The 23,405-nt window shown below is 66.5% G+C and carries 22 protein-coding genes; 16 read left to right on the forward strand and 6 right to left on the reverse strand.

All coding sequences use genetic code 11. The features are described from left to right. The 5 genes from P2PM1_RS13215 (at position 1) to P2PM1_RS13235 (ending at position 5,044) form a co-directional block, all read left to right on the forward strand. Positions 1-1,101 (forward strand): M14 family metallopeptidase, encoded by a 1,101-nt coding sequence (locus P2PM1_RS13215; RefSeq protein ID WP_186399342.1) that lies wholly within the window; start codon positions 1-3, stop codon positions 1,099-1,101. Positions 1,102-1,114: 13 nt separating this feature from the next. Beyond that, entirely contained in the window at positions 1,115-1,873 is a 759-nt protein-coding gene (locus P2PM1_RS13220; protein WP_186399343.1) for a hypothetical protein, read from the forward strand. Continuing rightward, entirely contained in the window at positions 1,866-3,608 is a 1,743-nt protein-coding gene (locus P2PM1_RS13225) for an alpha/beta fold hydrolase (RefSeq protein WP_186386069.1), read from the forward strand. Before P2PM1_RS13220 ends, P2PM1_RS13225 begins: the two co-directional genes overlap by 8 nt. Then, complete coding sequence (locus tag P2PM1_RS13230; RefSeq protein ID WP_186399344.1) at positions 3,605-4,519, forward strand: alpha/beta fold hydrolase; 915 nt, start codon at positions 3,605-3,607, stop codon at positions 4,517-4,519. Before P2PM1_RS13225 ends, P2PM1_RS13230 begins: the two co-directional genes overlap by 4 nt. Before the next feature lie 294 nt (positions 4,520-4,813). After that, a complete protein-coding gene (locus tag P2PM1_RS13235; protein WP_208984636.1) occupies positions 4,814-5,044 on the forward strand; it encodes a hypothetical protein in 231 nt (76 codons plus the stop codon). A gap of 11 nt (positions 5,045-5,055) precedes the next feature. Here the strand turns inward: P2PM1_RS13235 and P2PM1_RS13240 are convergent, their stop codons facing one another. The 4 genes from P2PM1_RS13240 to P2PM1_RS13255 all read right to left on the reverse strand — a co-directional run bounded on the left by P2PM1_RS13240 (position 5,056) and on the right by P2PM1_RS13255 (position 9,912). Continuing rightward, positions 5,056-7,218, reverse strand: coding sequence for a hypothetical protein (locus tag P2PM1_RS13240; protein ID WP_186399345.1), 2,163 nt, complete (start codon positions 7,216-7,218; stop codon positions 5,056-5,058). 13 nt (positions 7,219-7,231) lie between these two features. Next, on the reverse strand, positions 7,232-8,506 hold the full coding sequence (locus tag P2PM1_RS13245) for an ATP-grasp domain-containing protein (RefSeq protein ID WP_186399346.1): 1,275 nt from the start codon (positions 8,504-8,506) through the stop codon (positions 7,232-7,234). Positions 8,507-8,564: 58 nt separating this feature from the next. After that, positions 8,565-8,768: a hypothetical protein gene (locus P2PM1_RS13250; protein WP_186399347.1), complete on the reverse strand. Its 204-nt coding sequence runs from the start codon at positions 8,766-8,768 to the stop codon at positions 8,565-8,567. A 238-nt stretch (positions 8,769-9,006) separates the two neighbouring features. Next, positions 9,007-9,912: a Tat pathway signal protein gene (locus tag P2PM1_RS13255; protein ID WP_371636703.1), complete on the reverse strand. Its 906-nt coding sequence runs from the start codon at positions 9,910-9,912 to the stop codon at positions 9,007-9,009. Positions 9,913-10,472: 560 nt separating this feature from the next. Here P2PM1_RS13255 and P2PM1_RS13260 point away from each other — a divergent pair. From P2PM1_RS13260 to P2PM1_RS13310, 11 genes are all read left to right on the forward strand, one after another. Next, a complete protein-coding gene (locus P2PM1_RS13260) occupies positions 10,473-11,321 on the forward strand; it encodes a PhnD/SsuA/transferrin family substrate-binding protein (protein ID WP_186399349.1) in 849 nt (282 codons plus the stop codon). 3 nt (positions 11,322-11,324) lie between these two features. Then, complete coding sequence (locus tag P2PM1_RS13265; RefSeq protein WP_186399350.1) at positions 11,325-12,755, forward strand: sensor histidine kinase; 1,431 nt, start codon at positions 11,325-11,327, stop codon at positions 12,753-12,755. Next, positions 12,742-13,989 carry a sigma-54 dependent transcriptional regulator gene (locus tag P2PM1_RS13270; RefSeq protein WP_186399351.1) on the forward strand — a complete coding sequence of 416 codons (1,248 nt, stop codon included), beginning with the start codon at positions 12,742-12,744 and terminating at the stop codon, positions 13,987-13,989. Before P2PM1_RS13265 ends, P2PM1_RS13270 begins: the two co-directional genes overlap by 14 nt. Positions 13,990-14,151: 162 nt before the next feature. Beyond that, positions 14,152-14,670, forward strand: coding sequence for an arsenate reductase (azurin) small subunit (locus P2PM1_RS13275; RefSeq protein WP_186399352.1), 519 nt, complete (start codon positions 14,152-14,154; stop codon positions 14,668-14,670). Positions 14,671-14,684: 14 nt separating this feature from the next. Further along, positions 14,685-17,150 carry an arsenate reductase (azurin) large subunit gene (locus P2PM1_RS13280; RefSeq protein WP_186399353.1) on the forward strand — a complete coding sequence of 822 codons (2,466 nt, stop codon included), beginning with the start codon at positions 14,685-14,687 and terminating at the stop codon, positions 17,148-17,150. A 56-nt stretch (positions 17,151-17,206) separates the two neighbouring features. Continuing rightward, positions 17,207-18,463 carry a gephyrin-like molybdotransferase Glp gene (gene glp / locus P2PM1_RS13285; RefSeq protein WP_186399354.1) on the forward strand — a complete coding sequence of 419 codons (1,257 nt, stop codon included), beginning with the start codon at positions 17,207-17,209 and terminating at the stop codon, positions 18,461-18,463. A gap of 585 nt (positions 18,464-19,048) precedes the next feature. After that, the gene (locus tag P2PM1_RS13290) at positions 19,049-19,684 is read left to right on the forward strand and encodes a DsbA family protein (protein ID WP_186399355.1); all 636 of its coding nucleotides are present in this window, start codon (positions 19,049-19,051) and stop codon (positions 19,682-19,684) included. A gap of 2 nt (positions 19,685-19,686) precedes the next feature. Then, complete coding sequence (locus P2PM1_RS13295) at positions 19,687-20,007, forward strand: multidrug efflux SMR transporter (protein ID WP_186386056.1); 321 nt, start codon at positions 19,687-19,689, stop codon at positions 20,005-20,007. Between the two features lie 54 nt (positions 20,008-20,061). Then, positions 20,062-20,436: a multidrug efflux SMR transporter gene (locus tag P2PM1_RS13300; RefSeq protein ID WP_186399356.1), complete on the forward strand. Its 375-nt coding sequence runs from the start codon at positions 20,062-20,064 to the stop codon at positions 20,434-20,436. Between the two features lie 19 nt (positions 20,437-20,455). Continuing rightward, a complete protein-coding gene (locus P2PM1_RS13305) occupies positions 20,456-20,950 on the forward strand; it encodes a nucleoside deaminase (RefSeq protein WP_208985265.1) in 495 nt (164 codons plus the stop codon). 78 nt (positions 20,951-21,028) lie between these two features. Continuing rightward, a complete protein-coding gene (locus P2PM1_RS13310; protein WP_186386054.1) occupies positions 21,029-21,454 on the forward strand; it encodes a MarR family winged helix-turn-helix transcriptional regulator in 426 nt (141 codons plus the stop codon). Positions 21,455-21,588: 134 nt separating this feature from the next. On the opposite strand, the gene P2PM1_RS13315 is transcribed toward P2PM1_RS13310, so the two are convergent. After that, a complete protein-coding gene (locus P2PM1_RS13315; RefSeq protein WP_305849908.1) occupies positions 21,589-22,347 on the reverse strand; it encodes an Asp/Glu racemase in 759 nt (252 codons plus the stop codon). Continuing rightward, positions 22,344-23,375 carry a carbon-nitrogen hydrolase family protein gene (locus P2PM1_RS13320; protein ID WP_186399357.1) on the reverse strand — a complete coding sequence of 344 codons (1,032 nt, stop codon included), beginning with the start codon at positions 23,373-23,375 and terminating at the stop codon, positions 22,344-22,346. The genes P2PM1_RS13315 and P2PM1_RS13320 overlap by 4 nt, the downstream gene beginning before the upstream one ends. Positions 23,376-23,405 lie beyond the last annotated feature (30 nt).

Below are 23,405 nucleotides of genomic sequence, written 5' to 3' on the forward strand. Positions count from 1 at the left end.
ATGGCCGCCGACATCGATGACGGCGAGGCGTCGCGGCTCTATGCCGGAGACGTCGAGGGCGCGCGGGCGATGTTCGACGCGGCCTGCGACGCCTGTGGGCTGGAGATCCGTGACCACCTGATCGGCGATAGCGGCGACAGCCTGCGGGTGGCGCTGTGCGGCCCCGGGGACGCAGCCTGCACGCTGGTGGTGCTGAGCGGGCTGCACGGGATCGAGGGGCATTGCGGCAGCGCCGCGCAGGTGGCGCTGGTCCGGCGGCTGGCGGACCATGACGGGCCGGTGCGGGTGATCCTGGTGCATGGCATCAACCCCGGCGGCATCCGCGCGTTTCGGCGCACCAATGCCGACAATGTCGATCTGAACCGCAATTACCTTTCGGACCATGCCGCACTGGCCGATGTCGGGCCGCAGGCCCGCGCCATCGGGCGGCTGTTCAGCAGCCGCGCCCTGTCGCGCCTGCCCGATGCGGCGTGGTTCGCGGTCTTTGTCGCCAGCGTGATCGCGCGAGGCGGAATGCGCCAGGTCAAGGAGACGCTGGCGGGCGGGCAGTACTTCGACCCGCAGGCGGTGTTCTATGGCGGAGCGGCGCTGGCGCCGGAACTGCAGGCGCTGAACGCGGCGCTGGGCCCGCTCTTGGCCGGCGCGCGGCCCGACCGGACGATCCTGTTCGACCTGCATTCGGGCATCGGCGGCTACAAGGTGCCGAGCCTGCTCGCCAATGGTCCGTCGCTGCTGCCCATGCGGGAGATCTTCGGCATGCCGGTCAGCGACGGACATGCCGGCGACCAGGCGGTCTATCCGGCGCGGGGCGATGTGATCCGGGGGCTGAAGACGGCCTTCGGGCTGGAAGGCGCCTGCGGCGTCACCTTCGAACTGGGCACCGGGCCGGCGGCGCGGACGCTGCTGGCGCTGCGCGCGGCCAACAGTGCGCTGGTGCACTTCCCGGATGATGCGCGTTGCGTCGCAAGGGCGCGGGCGCAGATGCTGCGCGCCTTCTGTCCGCAGGACGCTGCGTGGCGCGGCACCTATGTGCGCGAGGCCGGGACCTTGATCGCGCGGGCGCTGCATTTCCTCACCACAAGGGCCGACGCCGATGTTTGAGACCGCACGCCGCATGACGTTTCTCGAGCATGAGCTGGTCATCCTCGACCGCACCGACCGCCATCGGGGGGAACTGGCGGCACTGGAACCGGACCTGCTCAGGCTGGCAACCTTCGCGCGGGGCTGGGACGAGACCCACCTCGACCACATGCGGCGGCATTTCAAGATCGAGCCGTTCTACAACGCCTCCGCCATGGTGCTGATCTTCCGAAACGGCATGCTGATCGGCACCGCCGGGGTGGATACGACCGTGCCGTCGGGGCGGGCGGGCGTGCACGTGCTGCACCTGTGCAGCGTCAACGTCATGCAGGAACTGCGCAATTCCGGGCTGATGGCGCTGCTCCTCGTGCTTCTGGCGGATCACGCGCTGGTGGGACGGCCGGCGCGGGACGCGGTCTATTTCACCTCGATCTCGCAAAGCCCGCTGGTCTACAGCCTGATGTCGCACCTCGCTCCGGTGCATCCGGACGGCGTCCGCCAACCGCCTGAGGAGGTGGTGCGGATCGCCCGGCAGGTGGTGGCAAAATACGACCCGCACCTGCCGCTCGAGGCGAGAACGCTGACGCTGCGCGGCGAGTGCGACTTCTTCTATCGCAGCCTGCCCTATGTGGCCGACGCGCGCATCAACGCGCTGTTCGACACGATCCTCAATGTTCCGGCCGGCGATGTGTTCGTCAATGTGGCGGGCACGACGGTGGCCGGGGCGTTGGGGCGGGTCGGCAGATACCGGAAGCGGTTTTCGCACCTGCTCAAGGAGGCGGCCAATGCATGACGGCAATCCACTTCAGGGCGCCGGATCGGTCTATGCCGACTCCTTCAAGCGCAACATCGGCATCCTGACGGAGGCGGAACAGGCGGCGCTGGCGCGGGCGACGGTGCTGGTGGTCGGCGCGGGCGGGATCGGCTCCAACTGCCTGTCGACGCTGGCGCGGATGGGCGTGGGCGGGTTCCACATCGTCGATCCCGACAGGTTCGAGCTTGCCAACATCAACCGGCAGTTCGGCGCCACCGTCTCGAACGACGGACGCGACAAGGTGGAGGTGCTGCGCGAAGCGATCCTCGACATCAACCCGGACGCGCGGGTCACGCTGTTCCGCGACTATTTCACCGAGGAGATCGCCGAGGCGGCGTTCGCCGGGGTGGATATCTGCATCGATGCCATCGACTTCTACCGGATCGACGATCACCTGACCTTTCACCGTGCGGCCCGAGCGCGCGGGCTCTACGTCCTGATGGGCTCGCCCGTGGGGTTCAGCGCCTGCCTGCAGATCTTCGATCCGGCGGGCATGACGATGGAGGCCTATTGCGGCATTTCCGACGCGCAGCCGCCGATGGAGAAGCAGTTGCGCTATGCCTGCGGCCTCGTGCCGAAGCTGGCGCATATCAGCTACTACGACGTCTCGAAGCAGAACTCGAACACGGATTTCATGCAAGGATCGGGACCGTCGCTGGCCTCGGCCTGCGTGCTCGCGGCCTCGCTGGTGGCGAGCGAGATCGTGCTGATCCTGCTGGGGCGGCACAAGCCGCGAGTCATTCCCCACACGCTGCAATACGACCCCTGCACCTGGCGGCACGAAGCGGTCTATCTCGATGGAGGCATGCCCGCCTATGACCCGACCGACGTGATCGAGGGAATCGACGACAAAAGCTCGCTGGTGGTGAACATCTTCGACCATTTCTATCGCAAAGTGCGCGCCGCGACGCTGGAACTGCGCGACGGCGGCACGCTCTGCTACCGCAGCCAGGGCAAGGGGCCACCCGTGCTGCTGATCGGGCCGGTGGGGGGCGACACCAGCTTCTGGGCCCGGCAGGCGTCGCGTCTGGCGGAAGAGTTCCGGGTGATCACGCTGGACAATCGCGGCATCGGGCGCAGTTCCCCCCTGCCGGAGAGTGCTGACTGCGCGACGATGGCCGCCGATGTGCTGGAACTGGTGGCGCATCTGGATCTCGACCGCGTGGTGCTGGCGGGCTGCGCCCTGGGCGGGCTGATCGCCCTGCAGGCAGCGCTGATGGCGCCGGAGCGGGTGGCCGGCATCAGCCTGTGTTCCGCCTATCTGGCGGCGGACGAGGTCATTCTCGACACGACCGAGGGCTGGCGGCGGCTGGCGCGGCAGTCGGGCATGGCGGCGGTGTTCGACGACAGCATCGACTGGCTGTTCGGCGCGGGTTATCGCAGCCGCAACGCCGACGAACTGTACAAGCTGAAGACCTTCTACCGGGTGAACGAGCAGCATGCGGATGCATTCTGCCGCCAGACGCTGGTGGCGAACCGCTTCGTCCCGCTGGCCGACCCGGCGGGGATCGCCTGCCCGGTGCAGATCATCCATGGCGGCGAGGACCGGCTGGTCGGACCGGAGCACGCGCGGGCGCTGGCAGCGGCCCTCGGCGGCGTCACTCCGGTCATTCTGCCCGAGGCCGGGCATTTCCTGACCTGGGAGCGGGCGGACGACTACAATGCCTTGCTGGCGGTCTTCGCCCGGACGGCGCTGGCGGGGGCGGGCGCATGACCACGACCATGAAACCGCGCGCCCTTGCCGGCCACGAGCCGCGGCCCGTTCCCCTCACCATGCTGGACTTCGAAGACCGCATGAGCCCCCTTGCCCGCCTGCAGACGGTGGCGGGCGGGCCGATCCGCTATGCGCTGGCGGGCGATGGACCGCAGACGATCCTGTTCCTGCACGGCATTCCGCTATCGATGACCACCTGGCAGGACCTGTTCTTTGACCTGGCGCGGGATCACCGGGTGCTGGCGATCGACATGCCGGGGTTCGGACACTCGGGCAAGGCGTTCGGCGACTACAGCCTGGATGCGACCAGCGCCAGGGTGGCAGAGCTCTGCGCCGCCCTGGGTCTGGCGCGGCTGCATGTGGCGGGCAGTTCCTTTGGCGCGGCGGTGGCGACGGTGCTGGCGCTGAACGCGCCTGAACTGGTGGACCGGCTGCTGCTGATCAACAGCGTCGGCATCGCCGGGGGCACCCATTCGGTGGAACGGGCGGCGCGGATCGGCCTGGTGCGGCATGCCATGCGCAGCGCGATCCTGCGCGAGGGCATCGGGCCGCGGATCTTCCGGTCGAAGATGCGGGCCTCCTACACGGCACATATGCCCGATGAGGCGATGGTGGACTTCTATTATCGCCAGTTGCTGGAGCCCGGGGCGGCAGATGCGTTTCTGCAGACGCTGAAACAGTTCCACGAGAAGGGCCTGCAGGCCCGGCTGCCGGAGTTGCGCAAGCCGGTGCTGTCGGTCTGGGGCGCCGGCGACAAGGTGCTGCCGGTGAACAAGTCCCTGGGCATCCAGGCGCGGCTCGGCGACTGCTGGTCGGTGATCCTGCCCGAGGCGGGCCACCTGCCGCATGAGGAGTTTCCCGACCGTGTCGCCAGCCTGTTCCGACGCTTCCTGACACTGGCTCCCGGCTGAGGACCGCTGCCGACCTTCAGGGAGATCACCCGACGGCTCCCTGCTCCTCAGATGAGATCGTCGCGGACGATGACAGGCGACGCCAGCCCGTGCGTATGGACGGTCGCCATGCCTCTCGGATCATCCAGGACCCATCATGGGACACGGCGGCGTACACGCCGGAAGCTCCCCCTCCATCAAGCGGTTGTCCCGCCTGCGCCTTTCCCGATTTGACGTTGCCCCGGTGCTCTTTTACCCAGTAGAACCATGCGGTCGGAAGAGAGGTGCGAGATGGCGGCCAGGTCGGGTAAACACGTGGAAAGAGTTCAGACGGGCGTTCGCATCGAGAAGCGGATCCTCAAGGTCCTGAAATCCCTTGCCTATCACAAGGAGATCAGTCTGAGCGACCTGCTGGAGGGAATGATCCTGCACAGTCTGGAGAACCGGCCCGCCTTCAACGAGGAGACCTTGCAGTTCATCCGCACCATGCGCGAGGTCTACCATCTGGATCTGAATGCCGACGACGCCCACACCATGGAGGAATGAGGCCCTACCCCTCATTCCGCAGCTTCCACCGCGCGGCGACGGGCAGGCTGCGCGGTCAGGTTCAGCAGGGTCTTCTGACTGAGGAAATGCAGTCCGAGACCTGCGTCCACCATGAACAGTTGCAATGAGACGATATCGTCCTGCATCTGCGGCGGCAGGGTCAGCGCAACGCCATGCCGCAGCGTTTCGCCCGGCAAAACCGACAGTTCGACCGGCTCGGCCAGGCCGCCGACGCCCAGTTTGCGCCATTCGTTGAGCTGCAGGAACAGCGAGAGCGCCGCGGCCTCCGGGCCGGTGTTGTCGATACGGACGCAGACCTCCAGAGCGGACCCGCGTACTTCCGGCAGGGTCGACATGGAGACGCGCAAGGCGGCGGCGAGCGGCAGGTCCGCGGTGATGCCGCAGCGATGGCAGATCGTCACGTCACGCGCGGGATGCTCGGCCACCGGGTCGCGGTAGCGCCAGGCAAAGGCCTGCGTGCCGCAATGCGGGCAGGGGCCGTCGCCCTCGGGCCCGGCCCGGCGCAGATCCGGGTAGAGCGCGGCATGGTCCTGCGACATCCACACCCGTGCCTCGCCCAGATGGTCGGCAATCCGCAGCGCCGCGGCGCGGCGCAGCGCGTCGAGGCGGGCCTGCATCAGAGCCGGCGCGGCCAGCGCCAGGGGCAGTGCGTCCAACTGCTCAATCGGGCGGGGAAAGGCGGCGATCCGGTGCATCAGGTCGGCGATGTCCTTGCCGGCCGTGTCCATCGCCGGGGACGACCCGAAGACATGGGCAATGAGGCGCAGGCGCGAGAGGGCGCCGCGCCCGGTCGCCAGCACCCGGCTGTCGAGCGGCGCGGCCGGCACCAGGGCGACCTCCAGCGGACCGGGGTCGAGCGCGCCGTCGCGAAAGACCGTCACCTCGATCCCCTCGCCGGGGGTGGGCGCAAGGGCGAAGAAATGGCCGGACGCGCGCAGGGCCGGGGTCATCGGCAGCACGGCCAGCGGCGTGTCGCCCGCAGGCCGGGGCAGCGGGAGCGTCACCGCATGCGCCTGCGGCGCGGGGGTGATCCGCAGGACGGTGCCGCGCGGGGTGGAGGTGGTCTCGGCCCCTTGTGTGTCCCGCGCCAGCGGCGGCACAGTGCACAGGTCGGGATCGCCCAGCACCAGGAAGGCCGGATCAGGCAGCATGCCCGTGTTGCCGATGCGGTTGAGGGTGTGGGCGATTTCGCCCAGCGGCGCGGCGCTGCGCGCCAGCGCCTCGATGAGGATGAGCAGCGGCGCATTGGCCTGCACGTGCTTGAACGGCGCCAGCACCGCCGCCGGACGCCCGTCGAGCAGGCCGAAAAGGACCGAGAAATCCCGCGGCGCAAGCCCCTGGCTGGGGGTGAAGCCGTCGCAGCTCATGAGCAGGACGGTGTTGGCGTCGAGCGACTGCGCGGCGCGGCGGTTCTCGATCTGGCAGGCGCGGCCGCAATCGAAACGCCCCTCCGGCTGCGGCGGCAGGGCGTGCCGGCGCCCGCACAGCACGTCCTCCTCGCCGTAGCCGAGATGCATCTCGTTGCCATGCGCGCCGATCAGCAGGAACTCGGACGGTCCCTTGTCGGCGGGAGCGGGCAGCACGTGACCGGCGGCGTGGCAGGCGCGCAGGATCAGAAGACGGGCGACGATCCGTGCGGTTTGCGCTGCGTCGCGTCCGGTCAGCAGGCCAAGGCGGTCGGGAGCCTCGGGGTCGGTGGTTTGCCAGTCGAGCAGGCGGGCGATGAAGGCCTTGTCCAGTGCCTCGGCCGGGGTTGCGATCAAGGCCGTGCCCGACCCGCAAAGGGCGGCGAAGGGGTCCAGCGGCGCGGGCAGGGCGACGACCCGGCGGCCGGTCAGCACCGCATAGGCCAGCGCGGGCAGGCTGTCCGGCCCCGGATCGGCGACCGCCAGGGTTCCGGCCGTGCCCATCTGCCAGAGGTCGCTCAGCAGATCGACCGCCAGACCAGACGCGCTGTCGAATAGAGGGGCGGACGGCGGGGGGGCGGGCGCGATGCGGATCGGCAGGTCGGGATAGAGCGCAGCCAGCGCCCGGGCGTCGCGGGCCGTGCCCGAGATCGGGATGCTGTGCAGATCGCCGGCGAGCGCGGCGGCGCGCACCGCGGCAGCGAAACGAGGCCCATCCGGACAGGGCAGCAGGGTCAGTGCGTCCATGGTCCCTCCCCCATCAGACCGGAAAGCGCACCGAGGCGCGGGCCCAGTCATAGACCTCCCGGATCGCCTGGGGGTCGGGCGCTTCCAGCAGCGCCAGGCCCAGCACATCGCGGAAGGTTTCCAGCCGGAGAACGGCGTCGCCTGCCTTGACGCTGCATTTCAGCGCGTAGCATTCGGGACGCGCGCGCAACGCGTCCAGCGACCGGGTGCTGCGCACGATGCCGGTCTCGTCGGAGTAAAGCGCCATGATCGCGCTCCATTTGCGCGGCGGGCAGGCGCGCACGGTGACCTTTTCACCGCAGGCCAATTGCAGGGCGATGCGCATCAGTTCGAATCCGTAGACCCGTTTCATCACCCCGACCGAATATTGCCCCGGCGGCCGGGCAGCGCATTCGATCAGGAAGGGCTGATCGCCCCGCATGTGCACCTCGGCATGAAAGACGCTGTTGCGGATGCCGAGAGCGCGGACGCAGTCGGCGGCGATGCGGCGCAGCGCCTCGGCCTCGCCGGCGCTGGTGCGGGCCGGGACGTAATGGCCGATCACCATGAAATTCTCATGCGAGAGCTTCTCGCAGAAGTTCAGCACCTCGATACGGCCATCCTGCTCGTAGCCCTCGACCGAGAATTCGCGGCCGGAGACGAATTCCTCCATCACCACGCTGCTCTGCGTGGCGAAGTCATGATCGAGCGCCGCGCGGCGGGCGGCGATGCGGTCCCAGGCCTCGCTCAGCTCATCCGGCGAGCGGACCCGGGAAATGCCGTAACTCATGGCGTAGTCGACCATCTTCATCATGCAGTCGCCGCCGAAATCCCTCCAGGCGGCGATGGCGTCCTCGCGCGTTTCGACCACGACGAAGCGGGGCGTGGGCACCCCGCGGGCGACGAGACGCTGCTTCATGCGAGACTTGATCTGCTGGCAGGCGGCATCCTCGGCAGGGGCATAGTCGAAGCCGAGCCTACGCCCCAGCGCGGCGGCGGCGGGCACGGTGACCTCGTCGCCGGCGATGACACCGGCGATGGCGCCGCGCCAGGGAGCCAGCGCGGACAGGGCCGAGTCGAGATCGTCGGCGGTGTAAGGGACAAAGGCCGTCAGGGCGCTGTTCGCGGCATAGGCGTCGTCCATGCGGCGGTGACCCGCCTCCTCGGCCCGGCAGACATCAGGATTGGAACTGAGAACGATGGCGCCGTAGCCCAGGTCGCGCGCGGCGGGGATGTAGTTGAAGAAGTGGGCGACCGGGTCGACAATGACGATATGACGCTGACCCGCTTCTGAGAAATGTCTGGTCATCGGGAAGGCTCGCTGTCGGGGGCGGGGGCGCAGGGCAGCGGCTGCCCTGCGCCGGAGCTTACCAGCAGGCGGCGGCGAGGCTGCCGACCGCATCCTTGGACAGGCCCATGCCGTCCAGTTCGGTGACGGCCATGGCCTGAAGGATCGCACGCTCGCTGCGGATGCGGTCGATCTCAAGCGTCAGCTTGCCGATCTCGTCATGGATCGGGCCGACATGCGCCTTGAGCTTGTCATGGGTAGCCGACGAAACCTTGGCAGACATAATGGTCTCCTTTTCCTCCTTGAAATCCGGTCGCGGCCGGGTTGCCGGGACCTGGGAAAGGATACCTTAAAGTTGTATTGAGGTACATTGATATCTTGGTACCAATTCACTTGACCGATCCCGAGCGGAAAGCGCTCGCCCGGCAACGGGTTGCGGGAGGGCAGGGCGATTTGCGGGAAAACGGGCCGGACAGCGCGGTGCGTCGCCGACGGCGAGCGGCGACGCTTTCGGTCTGGATCTACGCGGTTCGCCGAGGAGCAGCCCCGTCGGGAGCCTGGGCGTCGGACGCCGCAACCAGGACATCATCCACCGGACGGCGGGGCGAGAACGGCAGGTCCCGTCCGTAGCCGAACCGCATCACGACGTCAGGCCTCACCCCCGGCTCCCCCACCAATGCCGCGAGGTCGGAGCGCAGCGGCGCCACTTCGACCGGCTGATTGACGAAAGCGTGCTTGAGGCCCAGCGCCGTTGCCGCCAGGGCGAACCGCTGGCAGGCGCGCCCGACGGCGATCCAGTGCGCCTTGTCCTCGCGCTCGCCAAGGAAGACGGCGATGCCGGCCGAACTGTCGATCTGCCGGGCATATTTGTCACTCTCGCCCGCTGCAGTGAAGAACGTGTCGAAGGCAAGTCGCCCGAGGCTGTCGGGCAGCACGGGATTGCCGCTCGCGGCCGCAAACAGACCGTCGCCCGCTTCGATTGCGCTCCGGGGATTGAAGCGCAGCCACTGTTTCAACTCCGCCATGAACGCCGGATCCTGCATCTGGGCCGTGTTGCCGGCGATGACGAGGTCCCGCACCTGGTCAATCCGGACCCGCTCGGTCAGCAGCACGAGGCGGACTCCAGGCTCCTCGGCAGCCTTGCGCAGCGTCTCGAGATCGGCGGCGGCAATGGCGCGGCTGTCATATTCGCTGCGGGTCGACTGCCGCCGAGGGATGGCGGCAAACAAGGGGTCGGATCGCGACGGACCCGCCGAATAGGCAAAGTGGACGAGACCTTCGGGATCAATCCGCGCCTCGCCCGGGCGCCCCGCCGCCGCCGCCGCGATGGCGAGGTTTTCGGTCGCGCAGCCGATACTGACGAAAAGATGATGGTCGTCGGGATCGACGATGTGGGTGGTGCGCGAAAAATCCGGCAGGATGTCCATGGCGCCCTCCGCAAGGCGGAAGCGCCAGGGCTGCGTGTTGTGGCCATTGGCGGCAAGCGCCGCGTAGCGGACGAGATCCCTGTCGGCCGGATCGGCCGGCAGCGGCGCACGCAGGCCGCCGGCATGACGGGCATAGTCTGAGAGCGAACCGACGGCCGACCGCCACCCATAGGCCCCCAGGCCACCAAGGAGAAGCGCCGCACCCGCCCCGACAAGAAAGCCCCTTCTGCGCATCCCCGCCTCCCGTTCGACCAACGATAGCAGACGCAAGACCGGATGGCTTGACCCCGATCAACCTCATGTCGGCGAGGCGCTGCTCGATCCATCCGGATGTCGCATGGCTTTCGGCAGTTCGTGCCTCTCTGGCGCGGGAGGAGACGTCCCTACCGCCGGCGTCCTCGGCACAGCATGCCGGCGGACCGCTTTGGGGGACACGCGAACCACGGCACGGCTTCCCGCTGCTTTGCCTTTGGAACAGCGAAAAAGAATACGATACAAGCGTAGAGGCACCCGATCCGGTCGCGCGCTATGTATCTTGGCCAAAGGGAGGGGCCGGGATCATGACCCATCCAATGACACGCCGCTTCCTGATCGGCGCAGGAACGGCTGCCTTGATTGCGAGGCCGGCACGGGCACAGCCGGTTTTGCGTCTGGGATTGACGCCGGTCTTTCTGGATAACGATGCCGTCGTGATTGAGGGCCTGCGCCGCGCCCTTGCAAGCGGCATGAACCGCGAGATCGAACTGTTTCAGCGGCGCACCTACCAGGAAGTCACCGGCCTGCTTCTGGACCGGACGATCGATGCGGCCTGGCTTTGCGGCTATCCCTATCTGCAACATGCCGATGCGCTGGAACTTGTCGCCGTGCCGGTGTGGCGCGGCGGCCCGAGATACCAATCCTACCTGATCGTCGGGGCCGACGATCCGGCGACGGGCCTGAGCGATCTGCGCGGCGGCTTGCACGCCTTCTCCGATCCGGATTCAAACTCGGGCTATCTCGTCACCGCAACCGATCTGCGGCGCCTCGGGGACCGGGTGGAGACCTTCTTCAGCAGGTCGGTCTTCACGTTCGGTCATCGCAACGTGGTGCGGGCCGTGGCGGACGGACTTGTCAGGTCGGGGAGCGTCGATGGCTATGTCTGGGAGGCTCTGGCCGTCATCGAACCGGCGCTGACCGAACGAACGCGGGTGGTTGCGCGGTCGGAATGGCTGGGCTTCCCTCCGGTCTGCGCGAGGCGCGACAATCTGGCCTCCGAGCCGGTTCGCGCACTGCAAGATGCCTTGCTGGGCCTGGTCGAGCGCGCCGACGGCCGTCAGGCGCTCGCCGCGCTGCATCTCGACGGTTTTCAGCGGGCGACCGACGATCTCTATGACGGAATTGCCGATCGCATGCGCGATCTGGGACCGTGACGAATGAAGCAGATCGCCTCCCTGCCGATGTCGATAAAGCTGCCGCTGCTGGCGGCGGCGATGATGATCCTTGCCGGGACACTGGCCTCGCAAGTGGTCCTGCGGTCGCTGGCCCGGGTGCAGGACGCACGGATCCAGGAACTGGCGCAGATGCATGTCGAGGGGCTGACGGTGGCCTTGGGGTCGCATGTTCTGCGGAAGGATGTCTGGGAGGTCTATGACACGCTGGACCGGGCCTCGAAGGGGGCCGAGGGACGGAGGATGATTCTGACCGCCGTGGCGGACGAGCGCGGCCGCGTTCTGGCGGCGACCGACCCTCGGCGCGTGCCCATCGACAGCGATATCGCAGATCTGGTCCGAAATGCGGTGGCCCTCGACCATCTGTCGATAGACGATACCGCCCCCGTTCTCAACCTGCTGGCACCGCTGGTCTACCAAGGGCGCATGGTCGGCCAGATCGCAACCGAGCTGGACGTCTCCGACCTTCAGGCGGAACGGCGGCAGGCGCTCGTCTTCCTGATCCTCGGCAACGCTCTTATCGTCAGCCTGCTGGCGCTGGCAGGCTTTGTCGTCCTGCGACGGATGCTGCGCCCGGTGACGACACTCGCCTATCAGATGACCGAGACGCCGGGCGAGCCCCACCCCATTCCGGTCTCGCAGATCCCACGTGGCGACGGCGAAACGGCGCGGCTGGCCCGCACCTACAATGCCATGGTGACCGCCGTCGCCGCCAAGGCCGAAACCGAACGGCGGCTTGCCGAGCGAGAGCGGTTCGTGGCCCTTGGTCGCCTGTCCTCTTCGCTTGCGCATGAGATCAACAACCCGCTCGGCGGCCTGCTGAACGCCACCGATACGATCCGCAACTATCCCGACCGGCCCGAGGTGGTCCGCAAGGCTGCCGACCTGCTGGACCGAGGCCTGCGCCATCTGCGCGATGTGACGCGCGCGACGCTCGACCAGAACCGCCTCGATCGTCAGGACCTGCCGTTGACCCGCGAGGACTTCGAGGATCTCAAGCTCCTGATCCAGCCCGAAGTGTCACGCATGGGGCTTACGCTCGACTGGTCCGTGGACATGCCCGCGCCCACGGCGCACGGCCTTTGCGCGGTGCCGGTTCGGCAGATCGTGCTCAACCTGCTGCTGAACGCCTGCACGGCCGCAGGAACCGCGGGACGCGTCGGGCTGGCCGTTTTGCCAGTCGACCGGGAGCTCGTCCTGCAGATCACCAACACCGGGCCCGAAATGTCCCAGGCCGCGCGCGAGCGGCTGCTTGCCGACGGCCCGGTGCCTCAAGGCGGCGGCGTGGGCCTGCGCCTCTTGCGCGACCTCGCCAGGCAACTGAACGGCAGGATCGATCTTGCGCGGGTCGAGGGCGTCACCTGCATCACGGTCGCACTGCCCTTCGCGACGGAGGCTGGCGATGCTGCGGAATAGACGGATCGTCCTCGTCGAGGACGATTCCATCATGGGCGGCTCGCTGGTGCAGCGTCTGGAGCTCGAAGGCGCAAGGGTGCTTTGGCTCAAGCAGATGGTGCGGGCGCTGGGAGCCATCCGGACCCCGAACGCGCCGATCGACGCGGTGGTCTGCGACATCGCCCTGCCGGACGGGTCGGGCGAGGAACTGTTCGCCACGCTGGCCCGCACCAGCACGCCGCCGCCGTTCCTCTTCATCACCGGCCAGGGCGGCATCAGCCAGGCGGTTCGTCTGATGAAGGCGGGTGCCGCGGACTACGTGACCAAACCGTTCGACATGTCGGTGTTCCTCGAGCGGCTTGGGCTGCTTGTCGGCAATCGGAAGAGCCCGTCGCCGACCGACGACTTCCCACCCTTGCTGGGGGTGTCTTCGGCGGCGCGGCAGATCGAGGCTTTGATCGATAAAGCCGCGGCGAACGACCAGCCCGTCCTGATCCGCGGCGGTCCGGGAACGGGTAAGGACCTTGTCGCGCGGCGCATTCACGACCTGTCGGACCGCCGCGTCACGCCGTTCGTCACCGTCGATCTCGTCCGCGAGGCCGATGCGGATGCGGCGCTGTTCGGATCGGCGAGCGGCTTCGGCACCGTACGAGACGGCACATTGTTCCTGCAGGCCGTCGGCAGGATGGGCGCCGAGGTCCAGTCCCGGCTGCTCGACCGGCTCGACCAGGGAGGCGAGGCGCGGCTGATCGCGGCCTGCGGCACCGATCTGGAGGCTCTTATTCAGGACGGTCGCTTCAGTGCCGAGCTGTTCCTGCGGCTGGCGCAGAACGAAATTCCGATACCGCCCCTCGGGACACGGCCGCAGGATGCGATCTGGCTTCTGCATCAGTTGTTCCGCAAGCTCGGCCCTCGCCAGGCACCCCAGGTCGAAGGAATCAGCACCCTGTGCGAAGAGGCCGTGCGGACCCACGATTGGCCGGGGGGCGGGCGCGAGCTTCGCACCAGATTGCTGCGGGGGCTCGCCATGGCGACAGGGTCGCTGCTGCAGCCCTCCGACCTGTTCCCGGAGCATCAGGCCGGGCCGGGGGAGTTCCTGTCGCTTGCGCAGGCGCGCGAGGCTGCCGAGCGGGTGCAGATCATCACCGCCCTCGACCGTACCGGCGGTCAGATCGGCGAGGCGGCGCGGCTGTTGCGCATCTCCCGCACAACCTTGTGGGAAAAGATGCAGAGGTTGGGCCTGTCCGGCCTGTGATCCCACTGCGGCATGTCCGGATTTCCGAACACGAAATTTTCTCTTTGAAATTCAGTCCTTAGCTGCACTGCAGCAGGACCTCGCACGCCGTTGTCCGCCCTGGACCCGCGAAATAGCATGTTGCCGTATTTCGACTTTGGAGAGCTTGGGAGGAGCCAGCCAATGAAGTGCAACCGATTGGTCGACGTTGGGCGTCGACAGTTTCTGAAAGGGGGCGCGCTGGCGACGGCGGGCGCGGTGGCCGCGGTGGTGGCAACGCCGGAACAGGCCAGGGCACGCGCCCTTGCCCGCGTCGATTACCCGGCAAACCGTCTCGCCAATATCGCCGATCTGGCGGTGAACGCGCCGCTGGATGTCGCCTATCCCGATCCGGACAGCCCTGGCGTTCTGCTCAAGCTGGGCCAGGCCGTGGACGGCGGCGTCGGACCGGATGGCGACATCGTGGCCTTCTCGGTGCTGTGTCCGCACAAGGGCTGGCTGCTGAGCTATTCGGCCACGGACAAGACGCTCAACTGCCCCGGCCATCACTCGCGCTTCGACTGCGAGGCGGGCGGACAGCAGATCTGGGGTCATGCCACGCAGAACCTGCCGCAATTCCTGCTGCGCGTCGACGACAAGGGAGACATCTATGCCGACGGCGTGGACGACCTGATCTACGGCCGCCTGTCGAACGTGCTGTAGGGGGAGGGAAAACGATGGCTTACAAGAGACAGATCGACCGCCTGCCGATCATCCCCGCAGATGCGCAGGAATTCAACGTCACCTGCCACTACTGCATCGTCGGCTGCGGCTACAAGGCCTACACCTGGCCGATGAACCGTCAGGGCGGAACGGCGCCTGGCGAAAACAAGTTCGGCGTCGACCTGAGCGAACAGCAGCACATGGAAACCGAGGCCTGGTTCGCGCCGTCGATGTACAACGTGGTGCGCCAGAACGGTCGCGACGTGCATCTGGTGGTCAAGCCCGACAGCGGCTGTGTGGTCAATTCGGGCCTGGGGTCGATCCGCGGCGCGCGGATGGCGGAGAACCGGCCGTCGAAGGTCATGGGCACACAGCAGCAGCGCCTGTCCGACCCGATGGTCTGGCGCAACGGCACCTGGCAGCCGACAAGCTGGAACGATGCGCTCGACCTGGTGGCACGGGTCACGGCGCGGGTGGTGGCGCAAGGGTCCGAGGACGATCTGGTCGTCTCGATGTTCGACCACGGCGGCAGTGCCGGCGGCTACGAGAACACCTGGGGCACCGGCAAGCTGTACTTCCAGAGCATGAAGGTGAAGAACTGTCGCATCCACAACCGGCCGGCCTACAATTCCGAGGTCCATTCCAGCCGCGACATGGGCGTGGACGAGCTGAATTACGCCTACGAGGACTATCAGGTGACCGACACGATCTTCATCGTCGGTGCCAACTCGATGGAAACGCAGACCAACCTCTACCTCAACCACATGGTCAAGGGTCTGCAGAACGGTGCGAAGATGGTCGTCGTCGATCCGCGCCGCACTCTGACGATTGCCTCGTCCGAGCAGTTCTCAGGCCCCGAGAACGTGCTGCACCTGGCGATCAGGGAAGGCACGGACATGGCGCTGTTCAACGCCATCCTGACCCATATCGTCGACAACGGCTGGACCGACAAGGAGTTCATCGCCAATTCGACCTTCCAGGACGGGGTGGCGGTGCCCGAGGATCCGGCGCACCCCGCCGCGCTCGGCAGCCTCGAAACGGCGATGCTGACCTGTCGCACCTCGCTCGATCAAGCCGCCGAGATCTGCGGCGTTCCGGCCGCCGACATCGCCAAGGCCGCCGAGTGGATCGCCAAGCCGCATGACGACGGCAGCCGCCGCAATTGCGTGACGGCCTACGAGAAGGGCATCATCTGGGGCAACGACAACTATCGCACCATCGGTGCGCTGGTGAACATCGCGCTCGCAACCGGCAATGTCGGCCGCGAGGGCGGCGGTGTCTGCCGTCTGGGCGGTCACCAGGAAGGCTACTACCGTCCCGGCGACGCACATGTGGGCCGCCCGGCCGAGTATGTCGACCAGTTCCTCATCCGCGGCCTCGGCAAGGTGCACCACATCTGGGCCTGCGACCACTACAAGACCACGCTGAACGCTTCGGAATTCAAGCGGGTGCACAAGCGCCGATCCGACATGGTGAAGGATGCCATCGACGCCGCCGCCGGAGGCACGCGCGAACAGGTGGTCGACGCGATCGTCTCGGCGCTGAACGCCGGCGGGCTCTTCGTGGTGGACGTGGACATCATCCACAGCCAGATCGGCCAGAATGCTCATGTGATCCTGCCGGCCTGCGAAGCCAACGAGATGAACCTCACCTCGATGAACGGCGAGCGGCGCCTGCGGCTGTCCGAGAAATATATGGACCCCTACGGCAATTCGAGACCCGACTGCCTGATCGCCGCCGGCATCGCGCAAGCCATGGAACGGGTGCTGCGCGAGATGGGACACGCGGCCTATGCCGACCAGTTCAAGGGTTTCGACTGGGCAACCGAAGAAGACGCCTTCATGGACGGCTACCACCAGGGCAATCCGGAGGTGACCTATGAGCGCCTGCGGGCCATGGGCAACAACGGCGTGCAGGAGCCGGTCATAGGCTATGAAGATGGCCAACTGATCGGCACCACGCGCCTATACACCGATGGCCGTTTCACCCGTCACGGGCGCGAGGACGGAAAGGCGCTGTTCTGCGCCGCCGGCTGGCGCGGCTGGCAGGCGGCCGGCAAGGCGCGCGAACAGGCCGCGCACCGCTTCTGGATCAACAACGTTCGCGCCAACATCTTCTGGCAGAACCAGTTCCTCGATCAGGAGAACGACTTCGTCCAGGACCGCTACCCACATCCTTTCGTCGAGATGCATCCCGAAGACATGGTGGACTTGGGCCTTAATCCCGGCGATCTTCTGGAAATCGTCAACGACAACGGGGTGACGCAGGGCATGGCCTATCCGATGCCGACGCTCAAGCGGAACACGGTGGCGATGGTCTTCGGCTCGCCGGCGGGAAGCCAGGGCAACGTGGTCAATCCGGGGGTCAACGAACTGGTGTTGCCGGACTACAAGCACTGTTGGGGCACGATCCGCAAGATCGCGGACGCCACGGCGCAGACCCGCAACATCTCGTTCAAGTCTCACGAGATCATGCTTTGATTCAAGCCAACGGACCCGCCCCGCCGCCGGGGCGGGTCCCTGCGCAGGAGGTGCAGATGGGAACGGCAGCTTCCTGTTCGGCCGGCAGGGCCGGGTCGGCGCTCTCGGTCGATGCTGCGCGGCTGCGTGCCGTTGCGGTCGCAACGCCTGTGGCGGGCGCCGAAACGCTTCACCTCGACGAGGCTGCAGGCCGCGTGCTGGCGGCGCCGGTCCTGGCCGTCTCGGCCTTGCCGCCCTTCGACAACTCGGCCATGGACGGCTATGCCATCCGCCTTTCCGACCTGACGGGCGATGGTCCCTGGCACCTGCCGGTCTCCGCGCGCATTGCCGCCGGCGACGGCCGCCGGCTGATCTTGCCGCAAGGGTCGGCGGCGCGCATCTTCACCGGTGCGCCGATCCCGCTGGAAGCCGATGCCGTCGTGATCCAGGAACAGGTCTCGCGCGTGGGCGACAGCGTGACGCTGACGCAGCGTCCCCGGGCCGGGCAGAACATCCGCCGCCAGGGCGAGGATATGGCACATGGGGCGCCCGCGCTTGACGCAGGAGTAGCCCTGAGCCCGCCCCGCCTTGCCCTTCTGGCAGGCTGCGGCGTGGCGGAGGTCGCTGTTCGGCCCAAGGTGCGCGTGGCCATTCTGTCGACCGGCAACGAACTGGCCGAGCCGGGCCGGGCGCTTGGGCCGGGACAGATCTACAATTCCAACCGCGTGCTTCTGCGCGCCACCCTGGCCGGGCTATCCTGGGTCGCACTGTCCGATCTCGGCATTCTGCCGGACGATCCCGCCTGTATCCGCGCCGCGATCCGCGACGCCGCGCGGGGGCATGACGTCGTGATCTCCTCCGGCGGCGTGTCGGCCGGCGAGGAGGATCACATCCTCGACGCGCTGCGCGCCGAAGCGGCGGAACTGGACGTGCTCAAGGTTGCCATCCGCCCCGGCAAGCCGCTGACCGTGGGCCGGCTGGGCGCGGCGCTGTATGTCGGGCTTCCCGGCAACCCCTATGCGGCCGCGATCACCTTCAGCCAGATCGCCCAACCGGCCCTGCGCCGGGTCGCCGGACTGCTGGAGGAGCCGGACAACTGGCTGCCGGCCATCGCAGGGTTCCGGTATCGCCGCTCGACAGGGCGACGGGAATATGTGCCGGTCGTCTGGACCGAGCGCGACCCGATGGGACGCCCGATCCTCGATCGGTTGGGCCCGGGCGCGTCAGCCGCCTTGTCGCCCATGGCCCGGGCGATGGGGATCGCCGTGATCCCGCCCGACGTCGACGCCGTCCACCCCGGCATGCCCTTGCCCGTGATGCTGCTCTGCCCTTGACCGGGGGCGAGGTCCGCGCTGGCTCGCCTGATCGGAGGCGAGACCGGTCGGACCCAGATCGACCCCAGATCACCCCCAGATCGCCACAGGTCCGGGCGTGACAACCCAGGGTGCGGAGCCGGAGATGCCGTCGCCGCTTCGCGCGCTTTCGCACAGCCCAACCTCTGGTGTGGCGAGTTTGAATCATGCCTCGCTTTGGCAGCGACCGTCAGAGCGTCTTTCAAAGTCCAAAACAACAATAGAACCATTGACTTACTCGTTTTCCTTTTAGATCTGGAGGTCGCATAGAGCAGGCCGCCAAAGGTGACGAACTTCAGACCCGGGTGACCAAATCTCGGCGCCCCTGCCCCCGGAGTGCGGGCGCTTCACGCTGCCCGCTTTTCCAACGTGATCTAGCCGCGGCTGAGTCGCCCTTCCATTTGCGCACCTCGTTTCGAACGCGACTCATCGCTGGGCGATACCTCGACGGCGCCGGCGTAATCGAGCAAATCACGGCCTTTACACATCTACATGCATGCACATGCACCTTGACGAGCACCTCACTCCAATCTACATGCATGTGCATGCAAGGTAAGTGAGGTGCATATGACATCCGTTGTCGTCTATTCGGACTATGTGTGCCCGTTCTGCCTGCTGGCCGAGAAAGTCGTGTCACGGGCAACAGCGGGCCGCAACATTGGCCTGAACTGGCGCGCCTTCGAACTGAGGCCGGCGCCAGTGCCAACCCTGAAGCCGGAAGACCCTTACCTGCCTTCAATCTGGGCCCGGTCGGTATATCCGCTCGCTAAACAGCTTGGGGTGCCAATCGAGCTGCCCTCGATCTCCCCGCAGCCGAGGACAGCCAAGGCATTCGAGTTGCTGGCGATGGCGCAGGATCAAGGGCGTGATCACGCCTATTCCTTGCGTGTTCTGCAGGCCTTTTTCCAGGAAGACCGCAATATCGGTGATCCGCAAGTCCTGGTGGGGCTGGCTGCGGACGTCGGAATCGACGCGGAAGCGGCTCGTCTTGCGCTGAAGGACGGTACGTACAGAGCACGTCACCGCGAAGCGCTGCGCCATGCCAAGGAAGACATGGGGATCCGCTCGGTTCCCACCATTGTCGTCGGCGATCAGATCTTCCGAGGGACTCCGCCCATGGCGCAACTTGAGGCGGCGCTCGATCAGTTCGAAGCCGCCGCCGGCCCCAAACAGTCCCATCCCCTCATCAGCATTGGAGAGTAAGCATGCCCTGGTTGTATCTCGGGATCGCCGTCATTTTCGAGATCGCTGTCGCAATTTCGGCCGGAAACGCGAAAGGCTTCACCCACCCCGGCTGGACCGCAGCTACGCTTGCGAGCGGTGCTTTGGCGACCCTCTTTCTCAGTCTTGCGCTTCTGACATTCGACGTCGGCGTGGGCTACGCCATGTGGACCTCAATCTCGGGCGTCGGGATCGTCGTTCTGGGCGCGTTGTTCTTCGGCCAAACCCTGAGCTGGAAAAAAGCTCTCGGCATCGCGCTGGTCATCGGCGGGGTTGTTGGCCTGCGCTTGAGCGGCGCAGCGTAGGCGCTGCACCTGAAACAACGAAACCGGCTTGCTTCACAAAGGAAACCAAACGCTATGACAATCGTCCAAGAAGCCCGCAAATCCACAAGCGCCTGGGTGATGCTGCTCCTGGCCAGCCTGTTCGAGGTCGGCTATGCGATAAGCGTCGGAGGCAGTGCAGCTTTCACGAGGCTGGGCTGGTCCGCGGCCGCCATCGTGTTCTTTCTTCTTACCCTGTATTTTTTGAGTGCGGCCCTGCGAGAGATCGATGTGGGCATTGGCTATGCCGTCTGGGCAGGGATCGGCTCGATTGGCGCCGTCCTCTTCGGCAGCGTCGTGTTCGACCAGACTCTCACTTGGTTTCAGGGCCTCTGGCTCGCGGTCATCATCGCAGGGGTCGTTTGGTTGAAGCTGGCCGACAGTCCCAAACTTCAAGCTCCAGGCTCGTGAACGGCAGGAGAACATCGATATGGTCCAGCCCCCCTCCGCTCGCATGCTTCCGCTGATGGCCGAAACAGTGGCTTTCTCCCTCAAGCACGTAGCCAGCGGCGGCATCCCGTTCACCGCCCTGATTGTCGGCGAGACTGGCGAGATACTCGGTCGTGGCGTCAATCGCGTCATCGAGTGTCACGATCCAACAGCCCACGCTGAAGTCGAGGCTATCCGCAATGCCTGCCGATCTGGAAGAACGCCGCATCTGCAGGGCGCCACGCTTTTGGCTTCCGGAGAACCATGCGCTATGTGCTATCTCAGTGCCCTCTATGCCGGGATCTCGCATATTTACTACGCTGTCGACAGACACGCGGCGGCTGACCATGGGTTTGACTACCGTGGATCATACCGTCTGCTGGAAACCGATCCTCGAACGTGGGCGTCACCTCGTGCCCGCGAACTGGCGGTACCTGACAGGCTGGCGCCGTTCGAGGCCTATCAGCGCGGCTCCCGCCGAGCGGCCGGCAGATAGGTGAGCCTTGCGCGGGCATCTGCATGGCCATACATGTAGGTGCCCGCCTGTTCGCCGTCCAAGGATGCAGATGCAGAGATGCCCCATTCGAAATCCATCTCCTGGCACAAGTTGCTCGATATCGTGGACAGCGTCGAGGCAGACCTGAGCAGAGTCCTGCAGGCAAAGCACAGTCTCGGATTGTCCGAGTTCCGAGCACTGGATGCTCTGTCGAAAGCCGCGAACAGCGAGCTCCGGATGCAGGAATTGGCCGCGCATTTGGGCCTCAATCAAAGCTCGGTTTCTCGCATGCTCGAACGCTTGAGCCGTGCTGACTTGGCTGTGCGGGATCTGTGTCCGGACGACAAGCGAGGCGTCTACGCAGTCCTCACCAAGCCAGGCGCCGATCGTCTCAAGGCCGCTCGGGCGGACTATGAGAAGACACTTGAGGAGGCTCTGCTACGCAACGGCGCCGATGCCCTGCTTGAAGCGGTCGATCGCAAGGCTGCCAAGCCATCGCCGTGACGCGGACCGACCGACGCCCTCCCTGAGGGTTTCTCCTGAACGCAGACACGCGCGGCATTGCATCCGAGCCGTTTTGCGAGTTGCCGACTTTCCCGCCCTCTCGTTGGGAGGGACAGTTGTGTCAGACGTGTCACTCAGTAGGCCCCCGACAGCAGCGCGCCATAACCGGGGACCCGGGTGCTCAGGCCGAGCCGCTTCAGCATCATGTAGGTGGTCGCCACCGACGAGGAGATGACCGGCATGCCGACGCGATCCTCGATGATCTGGATCGCAGCCAGCGACGGCATCTGCACGCAGGCCGACGCAATGACGGCATCGACGCTGTCGGTTTTCAGTCGCTTGGTGATCTCCACCGGCGCCAGCGGGTCCTGCCGCCCGACCTCGAGATTGTCCGGGATCTCCAGCGAGATGCTGTCGACGACCTCGATCCCCTCATTCTCGATATAGTCGATGACCAGCTTGGTCAGAGGCTTCATATAGGGCGCCAGGATCGAGACCTTCTTCGCGCCGATGGCATGCAGCCCGTCGACCAGGGCACCGGCGCTGGTGACGACGGGCGCCGGCGCGCCGTTCTCCTCGGTCCGGCGGTGCAGCCGCTCCTCCGAGACCCGGTGATAGCCCAACCCCATGCTCATGATGGCGACAAGACAGGCATAGCCAAGGACGTCGACGCGCGCGTCCGACAGCTCCAGCGCACAGCGTTCGCTGTCGCCGTCCATCGCCGCAAGCTCTTCCTTGGTCACCTTCTTCATGCGCATGCGGCTCGAATGAAAGGTGAACCGCTCGGGGTGGCTTGCCTCGCGGGCGCGCAATACGGCCGGGATCTCGGTTTCCATCGTCGTGTTCGAGGAGGGGACGATCTGTCCCACACGCACGATCCGGTTGGCACTCATTTCTCGGTCTCCGGTCCTGTATCTGTGGCGGGATCCGCGAAGGATGCCTCGGCGGCACCCGCTGCAAAGTCGTCGAAGCGCGCCGGCTGGAGCGGCCGCCGATTCACCCGCAGGTCGAAAATGTCGAACCGGTTGTAGTGGCCGGTGATGTCGTGCATCTGCCGGGGCTGGATGCAGCGGGACAGGTCGATCTCGGCATAGACGATGCCTTCCTCGTCGATCAGCGGCTCGCCGACCACCCGGCCATCCGGCCCCAGCACACCGGAAAAGGCGCTGTTCTTCCGCACAAGCAGATCGCGCGCCTGCGGATGCGAGGCCGCCATCGCGTCGATGATCTCCTGCGAGACGGTCGAGCACGAGACAACGGTGAACACCTTGCCCTCGAAGCTGTGCGCGGCCGCTCGCACCTTGATGGCCTCAGCCATGTCATAGTCGGGCGGCGCAACCGGCAGGGAGATGTAGTTGGCGACATGCACCAGTTCGCCCTGGGCAAGCAGCGCGAACCGCGCCAGCGTGTTGGTATTCTCGCCGCACGCAAGGCAACCGAGCGGGCCGATGCTGGTGTCATGCACGCGCAGGGCCGACGCATCGCCCGGCGCCCATGTCAGCTTCTCGGCCCATGTCGGCACCAGCTTGCGATGGCGCCCGAGCACTTGGCCTTCGTCCGAAATGGTGACGAGGGTATTGTAGATCGTGCCGATGCCGTGCCGGCTGCGCTCGTTCGCGCCGACCACCACATTGATCCGGTGGCGGGCGGCCGCTTGCGCGATCTCGGCGATTTCCGGCCCCGGGATCTCGATGGCCGAGCGTACCAGCCGCTCGAACCAGGGGCTTCCCTCCACCGGGTTCATGATCCAGTTCCAGTAGGGATAGCCGGCGATGAAGACCTCGGGGAAGGCGACGAGCCGGGCGCCGGCCTCGGCCGCCTCCCGGATCAGGCCGCAGACCTTCGCCACGGTCGCTTCGGTATCGAGGAAGACGGGAGCCGCCTGGACTGCGGCAGCCTTGAATTTGGGCAGATCGAGCATGCCACTCCCTCCGGGTGAGATGGGGTCGCG

The organism is Stappia sp. P2PMeth1, from assembly GCF_900185735.1.
Taxonomy (GTDB): Bacteria; Pseudomonadota; Alphaproteobacteria; order Rhizobiales; family Stappiaceae; genus Stappia.